Origin of the sequence: Amycolatopsis regifaucium (assembly GCF_001613935.1) — a bacterium.
GTDB lineage: Bacteria > Actinomycetota > Actinomycetes > Mycobacteriales > Pseudonocardiaceae > Amycolatopsis > Amycolatopsis regifaucium.
The window spans coordinates 24,984-45,661 of sequence record NZ_LQCI01000024.1; the positions used below are offsets into that span (position 1 = coordinate 24,984).

General features: G+C 66.8%; 17 protein-coding genes and 1 pseudogene. 10 read left to right on the plus strand and 8 right to left on the minus strand.

Going from position 1 to position 20,678, the window contains the following annotated elements:
* Positions 1-250: 250 nt before the first annotated feature.
* Positions 251-427, plus strand: a pseudogene (locus AVL48_RS40860) (3-oxoacyl-ACP synthase); the annotation flags it as partial.
* Between the two features lie 400 nt (positions 428-827).
* On the opposite strand, the gene AVL48_RS22700 reads toward AVL48_RS40860, so the two are convergent.
* Both AVL48_RS22700 and AVL48_RS22705 read right to left on the minus strand, forming a co-directional pair.
* On the minus strand, positions 828-2,207 hold the full coding sequence (locus AVL48_RS22700; protein WP_143105033.1) for a pyridoxal phosphate-dependent decarboxylase family protein: 1,380 nt from the start codon (positions 2,205-2,207) through the stop codon (positions 828-830).
* On the minus strand, positions 2,204-2,806 hold the full coding sequence (locus AVL48_RS22705) for a GNAT family N-acetyltransferase (protein ID WP_061988579.1): 603 nt from the start codon (positions 2,804-2,806) through the stop codon (positions 2,204-2,206). Before AVL48_RS22705 ends, AVL48_RS22700 begins: the two co-directional genes overlap by 4 nt.
* 773 nt (positions 2,807-3,579) lie before the next feature.
* On the opposite strand from AVL48_RS22705, the gene gntA reads away from it, so the two are divergent.
* From gntA to AVL48_RS39110, 3 genes are all read left to right on the plus strand, one after another.
* Complete coding sequence (gntA, locus tag AVL48_RS22710) at positions 3,580-4,284, plus strand: guanitoxin biosynthesis heme-dependent pre-guanitoxin N-hydroxylase GntA (protein WP_061988577.1); 705 nt, start codon at positions 3,580-3,582, stop codon at positions 4,282-4,284.
* 347 nt (positions 4,285-4,631) lie between these two features.
* Positions 4,632-4,955: a hypothetical protein gene (locus AVL48_RS22715; RefSeq protein WP_061988576.1), complete on the plus strand. Its 324-nt coding sequence runs from the start codon at positions 4,632-4,634 to the stop codon at positions 4,953-4,955.
* Positions 4,956-5,073: 118 nt separating this feature from the next.
* Entirely contained in the window at positions 5,074-5,421 is a 348-nt protein-coding gene (locus AVL48_RS39110) for a hypothetical protein (protein WP_143105034.1), read from the plus strand.
* A gap of 290 nt (positions 5,422-5,711) precedes the next feature.
* Here AVL48_RS39110 and AVL48_RS22725 read toward each other — a convergent pair whose 3' ends face one another.
* Positions 5,712-6,185, minus strand: coding sequence for a hypothetical protein (locus AVL48_RS22725; protein WP_061988572.1), 474 nt, complete (start codon positions 6,183-6,185; stop codon positions 5,712-5,714).
* Between the two features lie 190 nt (positions 6,186-6,375).
* Between AVL48_RS22725 and AVL48_RS22730 the strand changes: the two genes are divergently transcribed.
* From AVL48_RS22730 to AVL48_RS22745, 4 genes are all read left to right on the plus strand, one after another.
* On the plus strand, positions 6,376-6,801 hold the full coding sequence (locus tag AVL48_RS22730) for a hypothetical protein (protein ID WP_143105035.1): 426 nt from the start codon (positions 6,376-6,378) through the stop codon (positions 6,799-6,801).
* A gap of 652 nt (positions 6,802-7,453) precedes the next feature.
* Complete coding sequence (locus AVL48_RS22735; RefSeq protein WP_061988567.1) at positions 7,454-8,767, plus strand: MFS transporter; 1,314 nt, start codon at positions 7,454-7,456, stop codon at positions 8,765-8,767.
* 657 nt (positions 8,768-9,424) lie between these two features.
* Complete coding sequence (locus tag AVL48_RS22740) at positions 9,425-10,855, plus strand: beta-propeller fold lactonase family protein (protein WP_158070241.1); 1,431 nt, start codon at positions 9,425-9,427, stop codon at positions 10,853-10,855.
* A gap of 321 nt (positions 10,856-11,176) precedes the next feature.
* Positions 11,177-12,685 (plus strand): helix-turn-helix domain-containing protein, encoded by a 1,509-nt coding sequence (locus AVL48_RS22745; RefSeq protein ID WP_061988565.1) that lies wholly within the window; start codon positions 11,177-11,179, stop codon positions 12,683-12,685.
* Positions 12,686-12,777: 92 nt separating this feature from the next.
* On the opposite strand, the gene AVL48_RS22750 is transcribed toward AVL48_RS22745, so the two are convergent.
* The 3 genes from AVL48_RS22750 to AVL48_RS22760 form a co-directional block, all read right to left on the minus strand.
* Positions 12,778-13,536: an SDR family NAD(P)-dependent oxidoreductase gene (locus tag AVL48_RS22750; RefSeq protein ID WP_061988563.1), complete on the minus strand. Its 759-nt coding sequence runs from the start codon at positions 13,534-13,536 to the stop codon at positions 12,778-12,780.
* Positions 13,537-13,568: 32 nt separating this feature from the next.
* Positions 13,569-13,931, minus strand: coding sequence for a hypothetical protein (locus AVL48_RS22755; protein ID WP_061988561.1), 363 nt, complete (start codon positions 13,929-13,931; stop codon positions 13,569-13,571).
* Between the two features lie 85 nt (positions 13,932-14,016).
* A complete protein-coding gene (locus tag AVL48_RS22760; protein ID WP_061988560.1) occupies positions 14,017-15,192 on the minus strand; it encodes a CaiB/BaiF CoA transferase family protein in 1,176 nt (391 codons plus the stop codon).
* An 88-nt stretch (positions 15,193-15,280) separates the two neighbouring features.
* On the opposite strand from AVL48_RS22760, the gene AVL48_RS22765 reads away from it, so the two are divergent.
* Together AVL48_RS22765 and AVL48_RS22770 are read left to right on the plus strand one after the other, a co-directional pair.
* The gene (locus tag AVL48_RS22765; protein ID WP_061988558.1) at positions 15,281-16,741 is read left to right on the plus strand and encodes an aldehyde dehydrogenase; all 1,461 of its coding nucleotides are present in this window, start codon (positions 15,281-15,283) and stop codon (positions 16,739-16,741) included.
* Positions 16,742-16,753: 12 nt separating this feature from the next.
* The gene (locus AVL48_RS22770) at positions 16,754-18,133 is read left to right on the plus strand and encodes an MmgE/PrpD family protein (protein WP_061988556.1); all 1,380 of its coding nucleotides are present in this window, start codon (positions 16,754-16,756) and stop codon (positions 18,131-18,133) included.
* Between the two features lie 75 nt (positions 18,134-18,208).
* On the opposite strand, the gene AVL48_RS22775 is transcribed toward AVL48_RS22770, so the two are convergent.
* Together AVL48_RS22775 and AVL48_RS22780 are read right to left on the minus strand one after the other, a co-directional pair.
* Positions 18,209-19,591 (minus strand): aldehyde dehydrogenase, encoded by a 1,383-nt coding sequence (locus AVL48_RS22775; protein ID WP_061988554.1) that lies wholly within the window; start codon positions 19,589-19,591, stop codon positions 18,209-18,211.
* 17 nt (positions 19,592-19,608) lie between these two features.
* Positions 19,609-20,658 (minus strand): zinc-dependent alcohol dehydrogenase family protein, encoded by a 1,050-nt coding sequence (locus AVL48_RS22780; protein WP_061988552.1) that lies wholly within the window; start codon positions 20,656-20,658, stop codon positions 19,609-19,611.
* Positions 20,659-20,678: the final 20 nt, after the last annotated feature.

Sequence of the window (20,678 nt, forward strand, 5' to 3'; positions counted from 1 at the left end):
AGCGATCACCGCCGGACAGGCCGCCGGGGCGGCGTGCTCCGAAGTGCCGGTCGGCGCTGCGGTGCCCGCCTGGTGGATGGGGTCGCAGGCAGCTCGGCAGTGCCTCGGCGAACACGAGGTGGTTCCCGTGGAGATCGACTTCGTCGCCTACGCGGGCATGGCCCCGGGAGAGGAAGAACCCTGGTCACCCGCGCACCGGCTCGCCAGGGTGCTCGGCGCGTCCCGGGCAGTCGCGATCGGGCTGGCTCAGATGTCGAACGGTGGAGCCGCAGGAATCGGCTGGGCCGCCACCTTGATGCAGGCGGATGACAGCGTCCGATACGCGTTGTGCACCACCGCGGGTAACTTCAGCGCGCTCCCGTACGACCGGTGGCGAACGGCTCCTGCCACCGTCTTCGGGGACGGCGCGACGGCCGTTCTCCTGGGACGCGACGAAGGCCCGCTGGTCATCCGTTCCATCGGCTCGGCGGGCCGGCCGCCGGGGCAACCGCCGGCGCGGTCATCGTCGAACGCGAGTAGCCAGGACGGCGAACCCCACGCGACTCAGACTTCCGCGCTGACCGACGCGCGACACGATGTCGTGTCGTGGCGAGAACTCGGCTTCCTCGCGTTCATGGATGATCTCTATCCATCCCAAGTTACGCGAGATCCACGAATTTCCACCGGCTCGGTTCCACCTGGGCATACTCTCGGCGGAGGAGGCCGGGCGTGGTCGTCTCACGGCAGGCATCCGATCCGGGATTGCACATCGCCAGGAGTGCTGACCACTCGCGCTTGCTCAACTGGATCGGCTCATCAGTCATCTCGACAACCGTCTCGCTCGGCTTTCAGCTTGCGGGCTCTGAGGTACTGTCCAAGACCTGGCGAACCATTTCCATCGTGGTTCCCGGGTGCACGAACGCGAATCGGCCGACGACCTCGTTCTCCCAGGTGGTCGGGAGGACGAAGCCGATCTGGGCGGCGAGCAGCTCCTTCGACCAGCGGGAGTATTCGTCTGCCGACCAGCCGCGCCGCCGAAAAAGCAGGCAGGACAGTTCAGGATCGCGAAGCACTTCGAGATGCGGATACTCGGTGCGGATCAGATCGGCCGTCTCCCTGGCGATCGAGATACCGCTCTCGATAGCGCTGCGGTAGGCATCGGTTCCGTGGACCGCGAGGGAGAACCAGAGAGGCATGCCACCGGGAGTGCGGGTGAGCTGGTGAGCGTAGTCCGAAGGATTCCATTTCGATTGTCCGGTGTGGGTCTGCACGACATCGAGATACGGCGCGACCTGGCTGTGCACAGATCTGGCCACCTGGGGCTCCCGGTAGATCAGGGCGCCGGAGCCGAAGGGGCCGAACAGCCATTTGTGCGAGTCGACGATGAAGGAGTCGGCCCTTTCGATGCCATCGAACTTTTGCCGGACCGAGGGGGCGAAGAGCCCGGCCCCGCCGTAGGCGGCGTCCACGTGGAACCACAAATCGTGCGCCTCGGCGACATCCGCTATCCCCGCCAGGTCGTCGATGATTCCGGCGTTGGTGGTTCCAGCCGTGGCCACGACGGCGATCACGGGGCTCGGGTCACGGTCGTCGTCCAGCGCCGCACGCAATGCCGCTCCGGTGAAACGGTGGTCGACAGACGGTACGACCAATGCCTCCACCCCGATGACGTTGAGCGTACTCCCCACCGAAGAGTGCGCCTGGTCACTGACCGCGACCCGGAGCCGGGAACCCACTGGAAGCCCCAGTCGCCGACGGGCTGTGTCACGCGCGACCACGAGGGCCGAGAGATTTCCTGCCGAGCCGCCGGAGACGAAGCAGCCACCGGCTGTCGCGGGAAGTCCGGCCAGATCGGCGATCAGCCGGAGAACTTGGTTCTCCGCTGCGATCACCCCGGCTGATTCCAGCCAAAACGTGCCCAGAAGCGCGTCGCTGGACACCACCATGTCGAACAGTTGGGCCGCTTTGGTCGGCGCGCCCGGAATAAAGGACAAAAATCGAGGGCTTGCCTGGTTTATGATCGTTCGAGACAACTCTCGCTGGTACAGCTTGAGCACGTGTTCCGGATCGTTCCCGGAGGCGCAGAGCAGACCGTCCAATATCTCGCCCAGATCTTCACCCGAGTCCGGGCACTCCAAAGCGATGTCGTCGCTGTGCAACTGTTCGTGCACATGTCCCGAAATCAGGCCGAAAAGTCTTTCGTCGTATCGATGCATGCGCTGATTCATGAATGCACCGCGTCGGCCGGGCGGCAAGCCTCGCGCCAAATCGGCTGCACAAGCTCTCGGCCGTCAAGGGTCACCGGCGGCCCGAATGGGGTGTAACCGTGTCGGGCGAAGAAACCTTCCAGATTCTTGCTCGCGACTTCGCAGTAAAGGTCTTGCCCGCGTTCGTCGAGAATGCGGTGAAAATGATCGAGCAGCAGGGAGCAGGCTCCCTTGCTGCGATCTCCCGCACGGACGGCAACGATCGCACCGTAGTGATGGGGCTTGCTCGGCCGGCGTTCCTGTAAAGCCTTCTCAAGCCGCACGAACCTGTCATAATATGGCCCAGTAGTTTCCTTGAGCCACCTTTCCCGAGCTAAATCCGGTTCGTGCGTGGCGTCGCCGTTGAACATGACCAGAGCGGCAGAGAGATCGGGGAACGTGTAGACGGCGCCGTTGGCCACGGCGTCCCTGACTTCCGCCTCGAAGTATCGCGGAGCGATCCTTTTCCAATCGTCCTGGTCATCGATCAGCCAGCGTGCCAGGTCCAACTGCGCGAATGATTCGGCAACGAGCTCGCCGATTGCCGGAGCGTCGCTTTGTGTGGCGTTCACGATCTGCACGGCTGAACTTCCGTTCCCTGTAGGACTTGGACTCATGGTCGGTACCGACCTCGGCTGCCGACTGACGATGCCGCCGTTGTGATGCGGGAATCACGACCGCTGTACCGTAACCGGACGGCCTTTTGCCGCCGATCGACTCTCACTGAATCAGGGTGAACTTTCCGGCGAAACTGCCCGAAAGGGAAAGGAGTGAACCCGGCGGCGAGTGACGCAGGGGGCCCGGCCCGGCAGCGTCGGCGGGACGCAGGACGCGCCAGGGCCGCGCTCTCCGGCAAGCCAGCCTCGCGGCACCGGTGCCACGGGCACGAAACCCTCTCCCGCGGGCTCCTCCGCCTTGTCGTAGTGAATCGGCCGATCGCACAGCAGTCACACTCGGCCATCCAGGAAGCTGTCAACGCGGGCCTGTCCGCTTCCCCGGCGCCGACGAACCGGCCGGCAACGCCTGCCGTGCGGGCGCCGGCCACGTGGGCAACAGGGCGTCCGCCGTACCCGGTCATCGCCTTTACCCATGCTCCACGTCGGTCACCGCGGCGCCTCACGGATCGACCTGCATTGCCATTCCACGTGACGGAACGTCGCTTGTCCCCCGGCAGATGAACTTCCTACGCTCCCACCATCCGGCACAGCGGTAATCACTCACTTTCCGTACGGCGATGCCGCGCGTCTCTCTCGCCACGCCAAGACCAAACAGGACAAATCGAAGCGAAGTCCCCAGATCTCGTTGTAGTGGACGGTCACGGAACTGGACGCCGGCACCGGAAAGGCGGAGTGAAATGAGCGACCCGGAAGCGGAGCTCGAAGCGTTCATCCAGACCACAGAGTTCAGCTGTCTCGGCGCTCGCGCGGCGTTGAAGAAGGGCTCGATCGTCCACGGCCACTACCCGGCGCTGGGCGATCCGGCATCGGCCCGGGCCCACTACCGTGACATGCTCGGCTACGCCCGCGACATCCGGCCCACGTTGTCGGACACGAGTTTCCGCACGTTCGTGTCCACCTTCGAGGAGCCCGGCGGGATTCTCGACGAGGAAGAGTACGAACGCCTGCTGTGGCGCCACCTCCAGCTCATCCACGACATCGACAGCCGCACCTACGGCCTCGACGAAGGCGCCACCTCGGACCCCGGCGAACCGAACTTCGGTTTCCACGTCGCCGGGCACTCGTTCTTTGTCGTCGGCATGCAGCCGGGCTCCTCCCGGGCGAGCCGCCGGTTCTCCAGGCCGGCGATCGCCTTCAACTCGGCGATGCAGTTCATGTTGATGGGCGACAAGTTCTTCTCGATGCAGGACGCGATCCGCAAGCGTGAGACGACGAACAACGGCTCGGTCAACCCGAGCTTGACCACCTACGAGTACCAAATGCCGTCCCGCCACTTCTCCGGGCGGATGACCGAGGAGGACTGGAAGTGCCCGTTCACCTCGCGGCACGAGCCTTCGTCGGTCAAGTACACCTCGGACATGGTGCAGCGCCCCACCGGCTGACTCCCGGCACCTCGAAGCCCCGGCCGCCTCGGCGACCAGGGGCTTCACCGTGCAGCGGTCCCGGAACTCGCGTGCTTGAAGGCGTGAGAGGACACCGGTTTCAGCCGGATGCAACCGGACAACACGACACCGGTCCCTCACCTGGTTTTCCCTGGCGAGGGACCGGTTTTCGCTGGTTGTTCTGCGTGCCACCGGACAGGCTCCTCCGGGATGCACAGCGGGGAGCACTCTGTCCGCAGTGAACGGGCGGCACTTTCACGATGTACATCGATCACCGAGAAACCGCTGGTTATCAGTGCACGCGTATCGCTGATCATGCGGCGTAGGAAGCCTTCATCGACCTGAACGTGCCCCTACCGGCCAGCACGCGCATCAAGTCTTTAGACCGGACACAACCAGGCGACGCGCCCTCGCTCGACCTGCAATTTCGCCCTCAAAACGCGCTCGGCGTCTCCCGCACCGTCGTCAACGGCGCGACCACCACCTACACCGACGGAAAACTAACCGCAGTCACGGACACCGCCGGCGGACACCACAACGCGATCACCGACAACCAGGGCAGCGTCCTCGCCCTGGTCAACGACACCGGCCAGCTGACCGCCCGCTACGACTACACCCCCTACGGCGCCGCTGGATCGGGACCTGCCAGCTTGCATCGGGGGTCTCCCTGACCGAATCTCGTCACTAAAACCCCGTCTATGGCCGCTTCATCCAACCCGACCCCAACGCTCAGAAAGACAACACCTACGCCTACGCCCAGTGCGACCCCGATCAACAACAATGATTCCGGTGGCACGCTGGCTTGCCCGGCGGGCAAAGAAAGCCACCACGGTCGCGGGAGGAACGCAGACCTGCACAGGAGGAGAGTGGTTCCCGCATGAGAAGAAGTGCTGGTACGCCGGTCTTACCGCCGGTGGACTCGGTGCGATCAAGGGCGGGCCGATCGGGGGCCTCATAAGCGGTGTCGGTGGATGTGTGGGAGCGTTGAACCCTTCTCATGACCCACGCCCAAACACATCCCCGCCGAAGGAGACGCTTGATGGCAAGCAGGAACAAGATTTCACTTCCCAAGTTTCTGCTCATATCGGCACCATTGCTGTTTGTTGTCATCTTTCTTGGGTTCAAATTTCTATTTGACGACACCGCGCCGTCTGCCTTGCTGAATAGTCTGATCATCGTCGCGATATTCACTGTTCTAGTGGCCGTGATCGACCTCGTGCGGAAGAAACTCAATAGAACCAACTAAGCAGACCCGAAGTGCCAGCACCCTCCAGTCGCGATCCGCCCTGGACAGAAACCCAGTTCAGCGCTGGGTGTGCGGTTGCAGCGGGGTTGATGCAGCCCTGTCTTTCCCCTGCACCTGTTTCAAAACGATCTGAAGTCGAGCGCGATCTGCAGGCCAGGCCGCCCGCCGTCCGTCGACCCGGCTAGCGCCAGCAAGCGCTGTCGTCCTTCTCGAAGTGCGTAAGGATGGCCCCGCCTTCGTCGGTCAACGTGGCTAGGACTGACTCACGCGCTATGAATGATGACCAGCTGAGCAGCATGCGAAATCCGTGGCCACTCACGATCTGGTCGTAGCGTTCGGTGCCGAGGTGGCGGGCCAGATTGCCACGGACTACCGACAGCTCTGATCCAAGCTGACCGGTCGAGGTGGATGTCATCGGGTCCCGCACCGCAGTGAGCTGCTTGTCCGGGCGCCCGCGTATGAGCCCGGACAAGCAGTGGAGGGGTTCGACGAGCTCTTCCCGCTCTTCAATCTGGGAACAAGCGGTGGGTTCATGTCTCGTCGTGATCACCGGAGCGACGGCGGCGCCCGGCGATGCGGCGGCGGCCAGGGTTATCCCGGCGGTGCCGAGGTGGGTCATCTCGGTGAGCAGGTCGAGCAGGGTCGTCCAAATCATCGTCGGCTCCCGAGAGTCCGGTGATCAGCGGTTACGCTTACCGTTATCTCGCGAGCCCTGCTGTCTCACCAGATCTGTGCCGTCCCGCTTCTGTCCTGCCTTGGTCCCCTCTGTGGCGGAGTCCGTTGCGTCTGGTGTCCCAGCGGCTCCGGCATCCCGCCACTACGCTGCTGGGACAGCGGAGTCCGGGATGGTGCCAGGTGAGGCGGGGAGCGTGATGGGCGGGCGGCGACAGCGACCGGGAGTGCGTTTCGGGGCAGTTCCCCCGGACACCGTGGTGACAGCGCCGGAGTACAACGCGTGCCTGGAAGAGCTGATGTCGGCGTGCGGACACAGCTACCGCACCATCGCGGCCTATGCCTTCGTACACGGCGACGACCTTCCCAGATCGACGTTCCACCGGGCGCTGCGCACGGCGGCGCTGCCCAAGCAGCTGCTTCCCCGTGACGTGGTGGCCGCGTTCGTGCGGGCCTGTTACTGCCGAGCGGAGGGGCTGCCACTGGAGCTGAACCCGAAGCGCCTGCCCCGGCCGGGCCTGTGCCAGTGCGAACCGCGGAAGTTGCGGCCTGGCTGGCCCGCTACGACGCCACCGCCGAGGTCGACGAACCGATGCTGACCAGCGGCCCCGGCCAGGAGCTCGCGCTGCGCCGCCTCACCATGCCCGCGACCGTGACCATCGAAGAGGACCCGCCCGAGGAGCACACGGCCGAGACAACGTCGCGACGGCAACGAGTGCGGGAATGGCGTGAACGCAAAATCCGCCAAGGCGGATACGGCACCCCTGCTGAGCCCGGTGGTCTATCGGCAGTTCAAGTCCGCCGACGCCGCGCGGACGATGGTCTTCTCGCTGTCTTTCGGATACGGCGCCCAGCAGCTTGCCGCGGACCTTCTGCAGGACAGTGGGCTCCTTGGGCTGGTACGCCGCCCGGCGGGACGACCGCCGGAAGGGCTGCATCTTAACGGGATCCGGTGTAGATCCCGGCCACCACGACCACTGCGGCAGTAGATGGTCGCCCAGAAAGGACCGGTACTTCGCCGGCGTCGTCGGCTCCAGCCGCGGACCGACAGCATCCATGAACTCCTCGGTGACAAGCCGAGCAACGCTCCGATGTCTTCGGCTGTCAGCAGCGCGTCGGGACCGTGAGGCGACCAGGCGTGAGACCCGTGTCGGAGGACCCCACTTGATCAGCTGAAACAACCTTGACATATCAAATTTTGTGCATAATGCTTTCGAATCGCCCCTCCCCTGCCGAGCGAAAGAGGTGTCCATGGCGGCCACCGAGCCCCAGGTGACGAACCGGACGATGCGGCGCATCGCGATAGCGAGCGGAACCGGCACCGTCATCGAGTACTACGACTTCTTCATCTTCGCGACGGCCGCGGCCCTCGTGTTCCCCAAAGTGTTCTTTCCCGCGCTGGGCTCCGCCGCCGGGGTGGTCGCCTCGTTCGCGACGCTCGGCGTGGCCTTCGTCGCCCGGCCGGTCGGCTCGGTTCTTTTCGGGCATTTCGGTGATCGGCTCGGGCGAAAGCGGACATTGGTCACGACGTTGCTGGTCATGGGTCTGGCCACCGCATTGGTCGGCCTGATGCCGACCGCCGAGCAGATTGGCGTCACCGCGCCGATCCTCGTCGTCATCCTGCGGTTCCTGCAGGGACTAGCGGTCGGCGGTGAATGGACCGGTGCGACGCTGATGGCCGCGGAAAGCGCGCCCAAGGCCAAGCGCGGCTTCTGGTCGATGTTCGGCGCGCTGGGTGGATCGATCGGCTTCGTGCTGGCGAGCGTGACCTTCCTGATCATCGGCGAGACGATGTCCGACGAGACCTTCCGCAGCTACGGCTGGCGGATTCCTTTCATCGCTAGTCTCCTGCTAATCGCGATCGGGTTGTTCGTCCGGCTGAAGATCGACGAGACGCCGGTGTTCAAAGGCGAGGTGTCCCAGCGCGGCACCGCCCGGGCCCCCTTCGTGGAGGCGCTCAAGAGCCAGCCGCGCGAGATCGCCTTCGCTTCTGGCGTGCTCGTAATGACCTTCGCCTTCTACTATCTCGCCGTCGGGTACCTGATCAACTACGGCACCACTGTGCTCAAGCTGCCCCGGACGACCGTGCTGCTGATCGGCATCGCGGCGGGCCTGATGTTCGGGCTGGCGATCGTGCTGGGGGCCGCGTACTCGGATCGCGTCGGGCGCAAGAAGGTCATCCTCACCGGGAACGCGGTGGCGGTGGTGTGGGCGCTGGCGTTGTTCCCGATCCTGGACTCGGCCTCGGCCGTCACCTTCGCGATCGGCTCCTGCGTGACGACGCTCATCGCCGGCTTCGCCTACGGGCCGGTCGGCGCGTTCATGCCGGAGTTGTTCCACACGCGCTACCGGTACACCGCCACCGGGTTCAGCTACAACGTGGCCGGAGTCCTCGGGGGCGCCGTGCCGCCGCTCGTCGCGGCGGCGATCACCGCTGCGTACGGCGGCTTCGCCTTCGGGATCTTTCTCACCGTGCTGTGCCTGATCAGCCTCGGCTGCACGCTCGCCCTCCGCGAGACCAGGAACGCGGAGATGAGCGAAGCTGCGAAGGTCCCGGTCCGCTGACGCGGTCTCCGGTGGTTCCGCACAACACCGCGGCCGCGGCCTTGATCGAATCCACCGGCCAGGAGGCCCCCGCCTGGCGCCCGTTGTCCGAAGACACGTACAGGACGGTGCCACGCGAATCGTCGATGTGATCAAAGGGGTTGCGGGCGCTCCAGGCTACGTGAACCCACCATTGTGAGCCCCAGAAGTGCCCAGGTCCGAGGCCTGGTGGACCAGAATGAGCTCGATCAACTGGGTCGCGGTGGGCGGCAACGTGGTGGGAAGACCGCTGCAGGACGCGGCCGTCGCGAAATATTCCCTTGTGCCGGAAGCCATATGTCATCGCACCATATCCGCCGATGGGCAGTCCGGCCACGGCCCGGGTCCGTGTTGTCCACCGCGACCAGGAAAGCCACCGTCACGATCAGCGCGAGCACGGACATCGTCCATCCACAGTGGAGTGTCTGGTCATCCGGATGGCAGATTCCCGTTTCCACTCCACTCTTCGTCGAGTCGGGCGGTGCTTTCCGCTACGACGGTAAGGAGCGGCCCCGTTGCCGGCTGTCCAACTTCTTGGACAGTCACCAGCGGGCAAAGCTCCTTTACTTCGAAGCGAGCCCCGCTCCGCTGATCTGGCTCCACGTCGAGAAGTTCACAACACGGAGGTTTCACGCGCTCATGTCCAGAAACCCTCTTCTCCGCCCCCGTCGCGCGGCGGCCGGTCTCACGGCCGTCCTGTCGCTCCTCGCCGGAGGCCTCCTGGCGTCGTCACCGGCGTACGCCGCCACCGCCACTCCGGACAGGTTCCTGCTCGTGGGTGGTCTGCTTTCCCAGAACGTCGCGGTTCACGGTGTCGCCAAGGACGGCACGCTTTCCAAGGTCTCCGGATCGCCGTTCTCCGCGTCCGCCGGCTTTTCGATCGTCGTCACCCCAGACGGCAAGAAGGCTTACGTCGCAAGCCTGACCGGCTCGTCGATCACCGGGTACCGGATCGGCGCCGACGGCAAGCTCACCCCCATTCCCGGCGGGAAGGTCGGCACCGGCGCCGCCGTCGTCGGCCTCGCCCTCACCCCTGACGGCTCGCGACTGTTCGCGACCATGGGCGGCGAGGAGAACGAGGTCCGGTCCTACGACGTCGCCGCGTCCGGCGCCATCACCAAGACCACCGCGCCCCCGGCCGCGGTTCCCGGTAACAGCGCACTCAGTCTGCCCGCCCTCACCCCGGACGGAAGGTTCCTGTTCGTCACCAGCACCACGCTGTCCAAAGTCACCGGTTTCGCGGTCGCGCCGGACGGCAGGCTCACGCTGATCGGCCAGTACCCCACGGGGAACGTCCCGGCGCTGCCCGCGGTGACTCCCGACGGCAGGTTCCTGTACATCAGCAACGAACAGGGCGCCAGCCTGATCGGGTTCGCGATCGGAGCGGACGGCACGCTCACCCCGACACCGGGTGGCCCGTATCCGACCGGGGGTCTCCCGCACGGTGCGGCGATCACCGCCGACAGCGGCCGTCTGTACGTGCCCACCGCGGGCAGCGGCGCGGTCGAAGGATTCCGGATCGGCGCGGACGGCACGCTCACTTCCCTGCCCGGTTCATCGTACGACGCTCCGGACGGCATGCCGGGCCGCACCATCCTGAGCCCGGACGGGAAGGTGCTGTTCCTGGCCGACGTCTTCTCCCTCGGCGTGACTTCGCGGGTGCACAGCTACAACGTCGGCGAGAACGGCGGCCTGGCACCGACAGGGCTGCCCGCCACGAACACGGGTGTGCTGATGAACGACGGTCCGTCCGCCGTGCTCACGCCGGACCAGGGGCCGACCGCGGCCGTGCGCGTGGTGTCCGCTCAGGGCGGCATCGGCTTCTTCTCCGCGGCGGCGTCGTCCGACCCGGACGGAAGGATCGTGCGGTACGACTGGGACTTTGGTGACGGGCAGCTCTTGACGACGACGGAGCCCGAGGTCGCGCACACGTTCACCGGTGCCGGTCCGCGGACCGTGCAGGTCACCGTGACCGATGACGAAGGTTGCTCGACGAAGGCGGTCTTCACCGGACAGACCGTCAGCTGCAACGGCGGACCGCGGGCGACGGCGAGCGTCACCGCTCCGTAACCCTTCCGGAGAAGCATCGCGGTCCACCGTCCATATCGGACGGCGGGCCGCTTTTCTTCGCGGGCGACCAGGTGGCAAAGATCGCGAAACAGACCAGCAGCAGACGCGAGCGGTTGAGCGGACGCGACGACCGCGAGTCCGTCCAGCGGGCGCTCACGAGCTCACCGCGTTCGTTCGGGTGTGCCTTCCCGCCATCCACCCAGTGTGGCAACGTGCGACCGCGCCGGGGAGGGACTGAGTTGTCCCTCCCTCGATCGTGGTCACTGCCGTAACTTAGAGACATTATATTTAATGCCTGCCCACCGTGTCGAAGGAGTCGCGATGGCAGACCGGATCGCACCGGAGCCGCGTGACGAGACCACTCCGCTGAGCCGGGCGGCGAATCCGGTGCTCGAACGCTTCGCCGCCGAACTCGCCGGATCCCCCGTCGCGCTGGTCCTCGCCGATCAGACGGCGAAGGTCGTCGGCGTGCGCTCCGCGAACAGATCGTTCCATCGGACCATCGAGGGACTCGGTATCGCTCCGGGTGTCTCGTTCGGTGAGGACGAAATCGGGGTCAACGCCGTGGGAACAGCGGCGGAAACGAGGCAAGGGCTGCTGGTCCGCGGCCCCGAACATTCGCTGGTGTCCTTTCACGCGTTCACCTGTTACGGGCACCCGATCGTCAATCCGGTCACCCGCAGGCTCGAAGGGGTGCTCGGTATCGGCAGACCCTCCGGTGAGGACGACCGGCTCTTCCCGCCGCTCGTCCAGCGGATGGTCCGTGACATCGAAGACCGCCTGCAACTGGCTTCCCCCCACGCGCAGCACCGCCTGCTGACCGCGTTCCAGCAGGCCGCCCGACGCCGCGACCGTCCGGTGATCGTGCTCGGTGAAGGGCTTGTACTGGCCACACCCGCGGCGCTGGACCTCCTTCAGCCCGCCGACCACGCCGCCGTCCGGGCCTGTGCCGAACAGGCACCGTCGTGCCCTGGTGAGACACAGCGTCTGGGCCTGGCTTCCGGCCGTACCGTCGCGGTGCACTGCGCCCCGATCGACGGGGTCCACGGGGTACTGGTGGACATCCTCGCGGATGCGCCGGCGCACCGACACGACCAGTTCGACCGTGAGCCGGGCTGGCCACTCCTCGTCGTCGGCGAGCCGGGCAGTGGACGCACCACCGCGGCGAAGGAGGCCGCCGGAGGTGATCCGGTCACCCTCGACGCCGCCGAGATCGTGCGGCAAGGCGAGCAGTCGTGGGCCGTCACCATGGACGACGTACTCGGGAGCCAGGGCCCGGCCGTGATCGTGGACAACGCCCAGCTTTTCTCCGAGCGGATGACCGCGCTCCTGGTCCAGCGCCTGCGCGCCACCCGGCGTGAGGTCGTGGTGGTTTCGACACCAGGTGAGCATCTGGATGGCGTGCACGCGCCCTTGGCCGCGCTGTGCACCGCACGAAGGAACCTGCTTCCCCTGCGACGGCGACGGCACGAGATCCCCCAGCTCGCACAACGTGCGCTGGACGAGGTCGCGGGCCCGGGGCGCACCCGGCTCACCGCCGACGCCTTGAACGTGTTGACCGCACAGCCTTGGCCCGGCAACTTCTCCGAACTGCGGCGGGTCATGCGCGCCGTCGCCGACACGCGCTCCGCCGGAGACATCGTCCCGGCGGATCTCCCCGAGTCCCATCGTGGCAGACCGTCGCCGGGATCCCCGCTGCGCCAAGCCGAACGCGAGGTCATCGTGGCCGCCATCGAAGCGGCGGGCGGGAACAAGCGGAAAGCGGCGACCGCGCTGGGCGTCAGCCGCTCGACGCTCTACAACCGGATACGGGCGCTGCGCATCGACTGAAGTTTCGCAGTGGATCCGCGAGTCCGTGAAGGCCTCCTTCCCTACGCTGAGGGTAGGGAAGGAGGCCTTCACGGACCGGTCACTCATCGCGCTCAGTAGAGCGTGTAACCGCCGTCCACCGCGAGCGTCACCCCGGTGACGTAGGACGCCGCGTCGGAGAGCAACCACATCGCGGCCTGCGCCTGCTCGACCGGCTCACTGCCTCGGCGCAGCGCGTGCGTCGCCTCGACCGTCTTCACGTAGTCCGGGTTGAGCTTGATGTACTCCAGGTACATCGGTGTCATGGACGTCGAAGGACCGATCGCGTTGACGCGGATACCCCGCTCACCGTATTCGGCCGCGGCCGCCTTGGTGAGTCCCATCAGCGCGTGCTTCGACGCGGTGTACTCCGCGGCCTTCGGGATGTAGACGAACGCCCCGACGGACGCGGTGTTGACGATCGAACCCCCGCCGGTTTCGAGCATCGCCGGGATCTCGTGCTTCATGCACAGGAACGGCCCGGTGACGTTGATGGCGAAGATCCGGTCGAAGTCCGCGCGGTCGATGTCGGCGAGCAGTTTGCCCGTGTTCGGGACGCCTGCGTTGTTGAACGCGCCGTCGAGCCGACCGTAGGCCGACACCGCCGCGTCGACCATCGCCTTCACCTGGTCCTCGTCGGTCACGTCCGTCGTGACGAACTGGACCTCGTGTCCCTGGCCCTTCAATTCCTTCGCCAGGGTTTCCCCCGCGTCCTCCGTGAGGTCGGCGACGGTGACCTTGGCGCCGTTCTCCGCGAAAAGCCGCACGGCTGCCTCGCCGATGCCACTGGCACCGCCGGTGACGATGACGGATCTGCCCGCGATTCCGGACATGTTTTGCTCCTTCTGCCTTACCGGGCGGGGGTTCAGACCGCGAGGTCCGTCTCGGGGCCGATGTACTCCTCGGCCTGGACGACCTTGCCGCCCTCGACGGTCGCGATCTGGATGAGGTGGATCTTGACCTCGGGCCCGTCCTCCCCCTGCGACTTGAGCACACCCGAGGTCTGGGCGAAGAAACCCTTCTCGGTCAAGGTCACGCGGGAGTTGATGAATTCCGGAAGGCCGCCGCGGTCGTGCACCGCGTCGATGGCCGCCTTGAGCGACATCCACTTGTCGTCGGCGCTGTGCCACACCCGGCAGTCCGGTGCGCAGATCTCGTAGAAATGATCGACATCGGTCAGGGCCTTGAGCCAGCCCTGGGCGAGTTCTTCCTTGGTGGCTTCGGACATCGTCGTCCTCACTTTCCTGGGGTCACAGGGATCGCTCCGACGATAGGAAGCCGGAGCGATCCTGACTGTCCAAGAACTTGGACACTCAGGACTCGTCCGCGTACAGCACTCCCGCCGTGATCAAGTCTTCGATCTCTTCCTCGGTGAGTACTTCACCGGCCACCGCGCGGGTGTCGGCACCGACCTTCGGCGCGCGGCCGGCGCGGTCGGGGCGTTCGCCGTCGAAGGTCCACGGTGGACGGAGCAGCGCGAGACCGTCGTCCTGACGTTCCACGAGATCCAGATGCCGGACCTGTTCATGGTCGAGGTAGCCGTTCATGGACAACACCGGCGCGAAGGGGACGTCGTGCTCGGTGAGGACCTGTTCCCAGTGTTTCTTCGGCTTGGCCGCGAACTCCGCTTCGACGATGGGGACCAACTCGAAGTAGTTCGCCTCGCGGGGACGGTACTCGGCGAAGCGTGGATCCTCCGTGAGATCCAGCCGGTCCATCGCCCGGCACAGCGAGGTCCAGAACTTCTGCGACGACGACAGATGCACGGCCAGATACTCACCCGTCGACGTCGGCACACAGAAGTTCTGCGCCTGCGGGTGACGGCTGGTGCGGCTGGGATCGTGCCCGAGTTCGAAGGCCTGGGTGACGCCGTCGGTGATGAGGACGCTCACCGCCTCCATGATGGAGGTCTCCATCCGCTGCGGCCGCCCGGTCTTGAGCCTGCCCACCAGCGCGGCCAGCACACCGGTCGCCGTGCTGAGCCCGGTGACCAGGTCGGCGCTCAGCCCGCCGGCGAGTTGCGGATGGTCGCCGTCGCTGAACAACGAGTAGAGGCCGCCGAACGCGTGACCGATCGTGTCGTAGGCGGGACGGTTCGCCAGCGGCCCGGAGGAGCCGAAACCCGTGACGGAGCCGTAAATGAGATCCGGACGCAGGGCCCGGCAGTCGTCGGGCCCCAGGCCCATCGCGGCGACCTTGCCGGGCCGGAGGTTCTCGAGCACGACGTCGAAACGGGGAACGAGCGCCTTCACCACGGCGACACCGTCGGCGGATTTGAGATCGACCGACAGGCTGCGTTTCCCGGTGTTGTACTGCCGGAAATACGGGCTGCGGTCGTTCTGGTGACGGCGGAAGTCCTCGCCGGAGCCGGGGCGTTCGACCTTGACCACCTCGGCGCCGAGCGCGCAGAGCATCGAGGTCCCGAACGGAAGCGCGATGTAGCCGCCGATTTCAAGGATCCGGATGCCGTCGAGCGGCTTGTGCTGCATGCTTCCTGCCTTCCGGAGAATTCTACATATTTTATATAATCTACGGTAAGGTCGGTCAAGGCAGCGAACGACGAAGGAGCCGAACGCGATGAGTGCGCCGACCGAACTTTGGCAAGGCCAATACGACAAGTTGTTCATCGGCGGCCAGTGGGTGACGCCCGCGTCCGACCGCGTCATCGAGGTGGTCTCCCCCGCGAGCGAGCAGACGGTGGCACGCGTACCGGAAGCCGTCGAAGCGGACGTCGACGCCGCCGTGGCAGCGGCGCGCGACGCGTTCGACAACGGTCCTTGGCCCCGGCTTCCGCTCGACGAGCGCATCGCGGTTCTCCGGAAGCTCAGCACGGAACTCGCCGCTCATGAGACAGAGGCCGCTCGCTTGGTGAGCGCCGAAATGGGCTGCCCGATCACGCTGTCGACCAAGATGCAGGCGATGGGCCCGCGTCTGCTGCTCGACGCGTTCCTCGATCTCGCGCCCGCATATCCGTGGTCGGACACCCGGCGGTCCGCCACCGGGCACGCCCTCGTCACCCGCGAGCCGGTCGGCGTCGTCGCGGCGATCGTGCCGTGGAACGCGCCGCTGCTGATCACCATGATCAAACTCGCCCCGGCCTTGCTCGCCGGCTGCACCATGGTCGTCAAGCCGTCGCCGGAGACACCGCTCGACGCTTATCTGCTCGGCCACCTCCTGGAGCGGGCGGGACTGCCCGCGGGCGTCGTGAACATCGTTCCGGCACAGCGGGAAGTCAGTGAACATCTCGTGCGTCATCGCGGCGTCGACAAGGTGTCCTTCACCGGGTCCACGGCGGCGGGCCGCCGGATCGCCGCCCTGTGCGGGAAGGACCTGCGACGCGTGACACTCGAACTGGGCGGCAAATCGGCCGCCGTCCTGCTGGAGGACGCAGACCTCGACGCCGCGATCGCCGCCGTCCGCGCGGTTTCGCTGCGCAACAGCGGCCAGGTGTGCAGCAACAAGACGCGGATCGTGGTGGCCCGCTCGCGGCGCGACGAACTGCACGACCGGCTCGTCGATCTGATCTCCTCGATGCCCGTGGGCGACCCGCTCGACCCGGCCACCGAGGTGGGACCGATGGTGAGCGCGGCCCAGCGGACCCGCGTCGAGGGCTACATCGCCGAGGGCAAGGCATCGGGTTCGAAGGTGCTCGTCGGCGGCGGGCGCCCCGAGGGACTCGGCCGCGGCTGGTACGTCGCGCCGACGGTCTTCGCAGACGTCGACCCGGACGCGAAGATCGCGCAGGAAGAGATCTTCGGCCCGGTGCTCACGGTGCACACCTTCGACACCGAGGCCGAAGCGGTCGCCATCGCCAACAACTCGGAATACGGCCTCAACGGCTCGGTGTTCGCCGCCGATCCGGAACGCGCCCTGTCGGTCGCGCGGCGGATCCGGACCGGGACCGTGGAGGTCAACGGCAATCCGGTGGGCTTCACCGCGCCCATCGGTGGCTTCAAGAACAGCGGCATCGGCCGCGAGGCGGGCCTCGAAGGGTTCGACGCGTACGTCGAGCTGAAGTCCTACGGCCTCCCCCACTGAAAGGCGACAAACATGGGAACACTCGAAACAGCGGCGGCGCGGCTCGTCACCGAACTCACCTACGACCGGATCCCGGCGGACGCGCTCGCCGGTGCCCGCCGTCTCCTGCAGGACCAGCTCGGTCTGCAGGTCGGCAGTGCGGCCCTTCCGTGGAGCCAGGCGATCCTCGACGTCACCAGGGCGGCGCACGTGCCGGGCACCGCGCATGTGACCGCGACCGGCGACGCGATGGGCGCGGCCGACGCCGCCTTCGTCAACGCGACGTTCGGCCACGGCTTCGAGTACGACGACGCGCACCGCGCGAGCTCCTCCCATCCCGGCAGTTGCGTCGTCTCCGCGGCGCTCGCCGTCGGTGAGGAACTCGGGGCCACCCTGCGCGACGTGGTCACCGCCGTCGTCGCCGGGTACGAGGTGTACACCCGCATCGGGAACCTCGCGGCCCCTGAACTGCTGGAGCGTGGCTTCCACCCGCACGGACTGCTGTCGAACTTCGGCGCCGCCGCGGTGACGGCCAAACTGCGCGGGTTCGACGTCGAGACCACGGTGCACGCGCTCTCGATCGCGCTGAGCCACGCCTCGGGCACGACGGAGTACACGTCTTCCGGGGGATCGATCAAACGCGCGCACTCCGGTATCGGGACCCGTAACGGCATCCGGGCCGCGGAGCTCGCCGCGGCAGGAATCACCGGCCCGACGACCTTCCTCAGCGGCCGCAAAGGCTTCTTCCAGACTTTCGCCGGACGCTCGGTGACCGACACCGCCGCCTTCGACCTGGACCGGCCCTTCGAGATCACGCGGGTGTGGATCAAGCCGTACTGCTGCTGCGGGATCAACCACGCCTACATCGACGGCGCGCGACAGATTGAGGCGCGCCCCTCGGAAATCGACTCGGTGCTGTTGGGCATCCAGACCGGTGGCGACGTCGTCATCGGCAACCAGAACGCGAACGCCTACGCGCCGAAGCTCATCGAGCATCTGCAATACAGCCTGCCGTTCCAGTTCGCGTTGTCGGTTTTGGGCTACGGCAACGGCTTCACGACCCATCACGATTACCTGGCCGGACGGCTCGACCTCGGCGAGGACAGCGACGCCGCCGCGATGGCGCGCCGGGTCAAGATCGAGGTCAAGCCGGAACTGGACCGGGCGTATCCGGGCCGCTGGGTCGGCGACATCACCGTCACCTATCGGGACGGCACCACCGAGCACGTGTTCGTCGACAATCCCGCCGGTACGGCGGAGAACCCGATGTCGCAAGAGGATCTGGACGCGAAGTTCCGCGACGTGACCGAGGGCGCGCTGGGGCGGGAGCGGAGTGACGCACTGTTGCGGGCGATCCATACGCTGGACCCTGACCAGCCTGCCGCCGAGTTCGCCGCCTTGCTGAAAGCCTGAAACGCGTTTAGTCCTCTACTTGCGATGAGCCCCTCCCCCGGTTCGGCCGAGGAAGGGGCTCTCGCAAGTAGAGGACTAAACGCGGGGAGCGCGGAAGATCGTTTTGTACTCCAGGTAGGCGTCCACACTCTGCGGACCCAGTTCGCGGCCGATCCCGCTCTGCTTCACCCCGCCGAACGGCGTCTCGATGGGCAGGGTCGAGGTGTTCACGCCGACGCTGCCGCTCACGATCCGCCTGGCCACGTCCGTCGCCCGGTCGAGATCCGGCGAGAACACGCCGCCGCCGAGCCCGTAGTCCGAGTCGTTCGCGATGGCGACGGCCTCGTCGACGCTCTCGTAGGGCATCACCACCAGCACCGGCCCGAAGATCTCCTCTCGCGCGATCCGCATGTCGTTCGTGACCCCGCGGAAGATCGTCGGCTCGACGTAGTAGCCGCGGTCGAGCCCGGCCGGCCGCCCACCGCCGAGCACGAGCTCCGCGCCTTCGGACCGGCCGAGGGCGATGTAGGACTCGACGCGGTCCCGTTGCGCCGCGTTCACCAGCGGTCCGAAGAAGTTCCCGGGATCCGTCGGATCTCCCTGCGGGATCGCACTCATCGTCTCGCTGAGCATCTGGACGATCTCTTCGTACCGCGAAGCAGGCGCCAGCACCCTGGTCAGCGCCCGGCACGTCTGCCCGGTGTTCGGCGCGCAGGCCGACATCACCAGCGGCCGGAAGGCGTCGAGGTCGACGTCGTCGAGCAGGATCCCGGCGGACTTGCCGCCGAGTTCGAGGGTGACGTGCTTCAGCTGCTTCGCGCATTCGACGGCGATCGCCTTGCCCGCGACCGTCGAGCCGGTGAACGCGACCTTGTGCACGCCGGGATGCGCGACCAAGGCTGCGCCGGTTTCACGCCCGCCGGTGACGATGTTGACGACACCGTCCGGGATCCCCGCGGCGGTCAGGATCTCGGCGAACACGAACGCGTCCAGCGAGGTCTCCGGCGCGGGTTTGATAACCGCGGTACAGCCCGCCGCCAGCGCGGGCCCGAGTTTCCACGCGATCAGCGGCTGCGGGCCGTTCCACGGCGTGATCGCGCCGACCACGCCGACCGGTTCGCGTCGCACCACCGCGTCCCCGCTCGCGGTCTCGACGTGGCTCTCCGTCTCCAGTTTCTCCGCCAGCGAAGCGAAATACCGGTAGGTGACGGGAACCTGGCTCTGCATCGCGCGGGTGATGCTGATCGGCGTGCCGTTCTGCCGCGTGACCAGCTCCGAGATCTCCTCGGACCGGGCTTCGAACGCGTCCGCGATCGCGCGGAGGTACCCGGCCCGTTCGGCGGGCGTCCGGGCCGCCCACTGCTCCCCCGCCGCGGTCGCCGCTCCGACGGCGGCGTCGACGTCGGAAGCGTCGCCGTCCACAATGGACGCGAACACCTCCTCCGTCGCCGGGTTCGTGACCGGAATGTGCTTCTTCATGGGGACTCCAAGGGTTCTCAAAACTCGATGACGGCTTTGCCGCCGGTCTGCCGGTCGAAGGCTTCGTAGGCCTTGACCGCGTCGTCGAGCCGCCAGCGGTCGGTGAAGACGCGGTCGACTTCGACTCCGTGCGCCGCGACGAACCGGGCGCAGTCGGCCTGCCCGACCAGGGAGAACGTGTACGAACCGAGTACGGTCAGCTGTTTGCGGATCAGATCCGGGCTGACGTCCAGGGTGACGTTCGAGCCCTCGCCGACGAAGGCGACGGTGCCCCACTTCGCCGCCGACTTCACGGCGGCGGCCCGTGCGGGTGGTGCTCCGGAGCAGTCGAGTGCCTTCGTCACGCCCTTGCCGCCGGTGAGCTCACGGATGGCCTCGACCGGATCGGCGGTGCTCGAGTCGACCGTGTCCGCGGCCCCGAACTCCGTCGCCCGCTCGACTCGTGCCCGCTCGATGTCGACCGCGATCACCCGGGCGCCCATGGCGGCGGCGAGCTGCACCGCCGACTGGCCGACCGGACCCTGGCCGAACACGGCGATGCTGTCCCCGGCGTCGACCCGCAAGCGCCTCAGCGCCCCGAAAGCGGTTCCGGTGCCGCAGGAAATGGCCGCGCCGGCGGCGAAACTCAATTCGTCCGGCAGCGGGACGAGGGTACGGGCGGGCACCTTGAGGAAGTCGGCGTGCCCGCCGTGCGCGGTCGCGCCGTAGATGACGTTGCCGCGTTCGCACAGTTGCGGCCAGCCGGTGCGGCACTGGTCGCAGAACCCACAGCCGTCGTAGTGGTGGACCATCATCCGGTCCCCCACGCGGACCGCGCGGGGGTCGACGTCCGCGCCCACGGCGGCGACCACGCCGCACGGTTCGTGTCCGCCGATGATCCCGGCGTCGTCGCCGGTCAGGCCGAACGCGGCGAGCGCCTGTCCGGCCGGTGCCCGATAGAAGTGCAGGTCGCTGCCGCACATGCCGGACGCCTTGATCTCCAGCACCACTTCGTCGCGGCCCGGAGCGGGGTCGTCGAAATCCTGGATCTCGACGACCCGGTCGCCCTTGAAAACAACTCCACGCATGTCTCGTCCTAGGGGTAGTG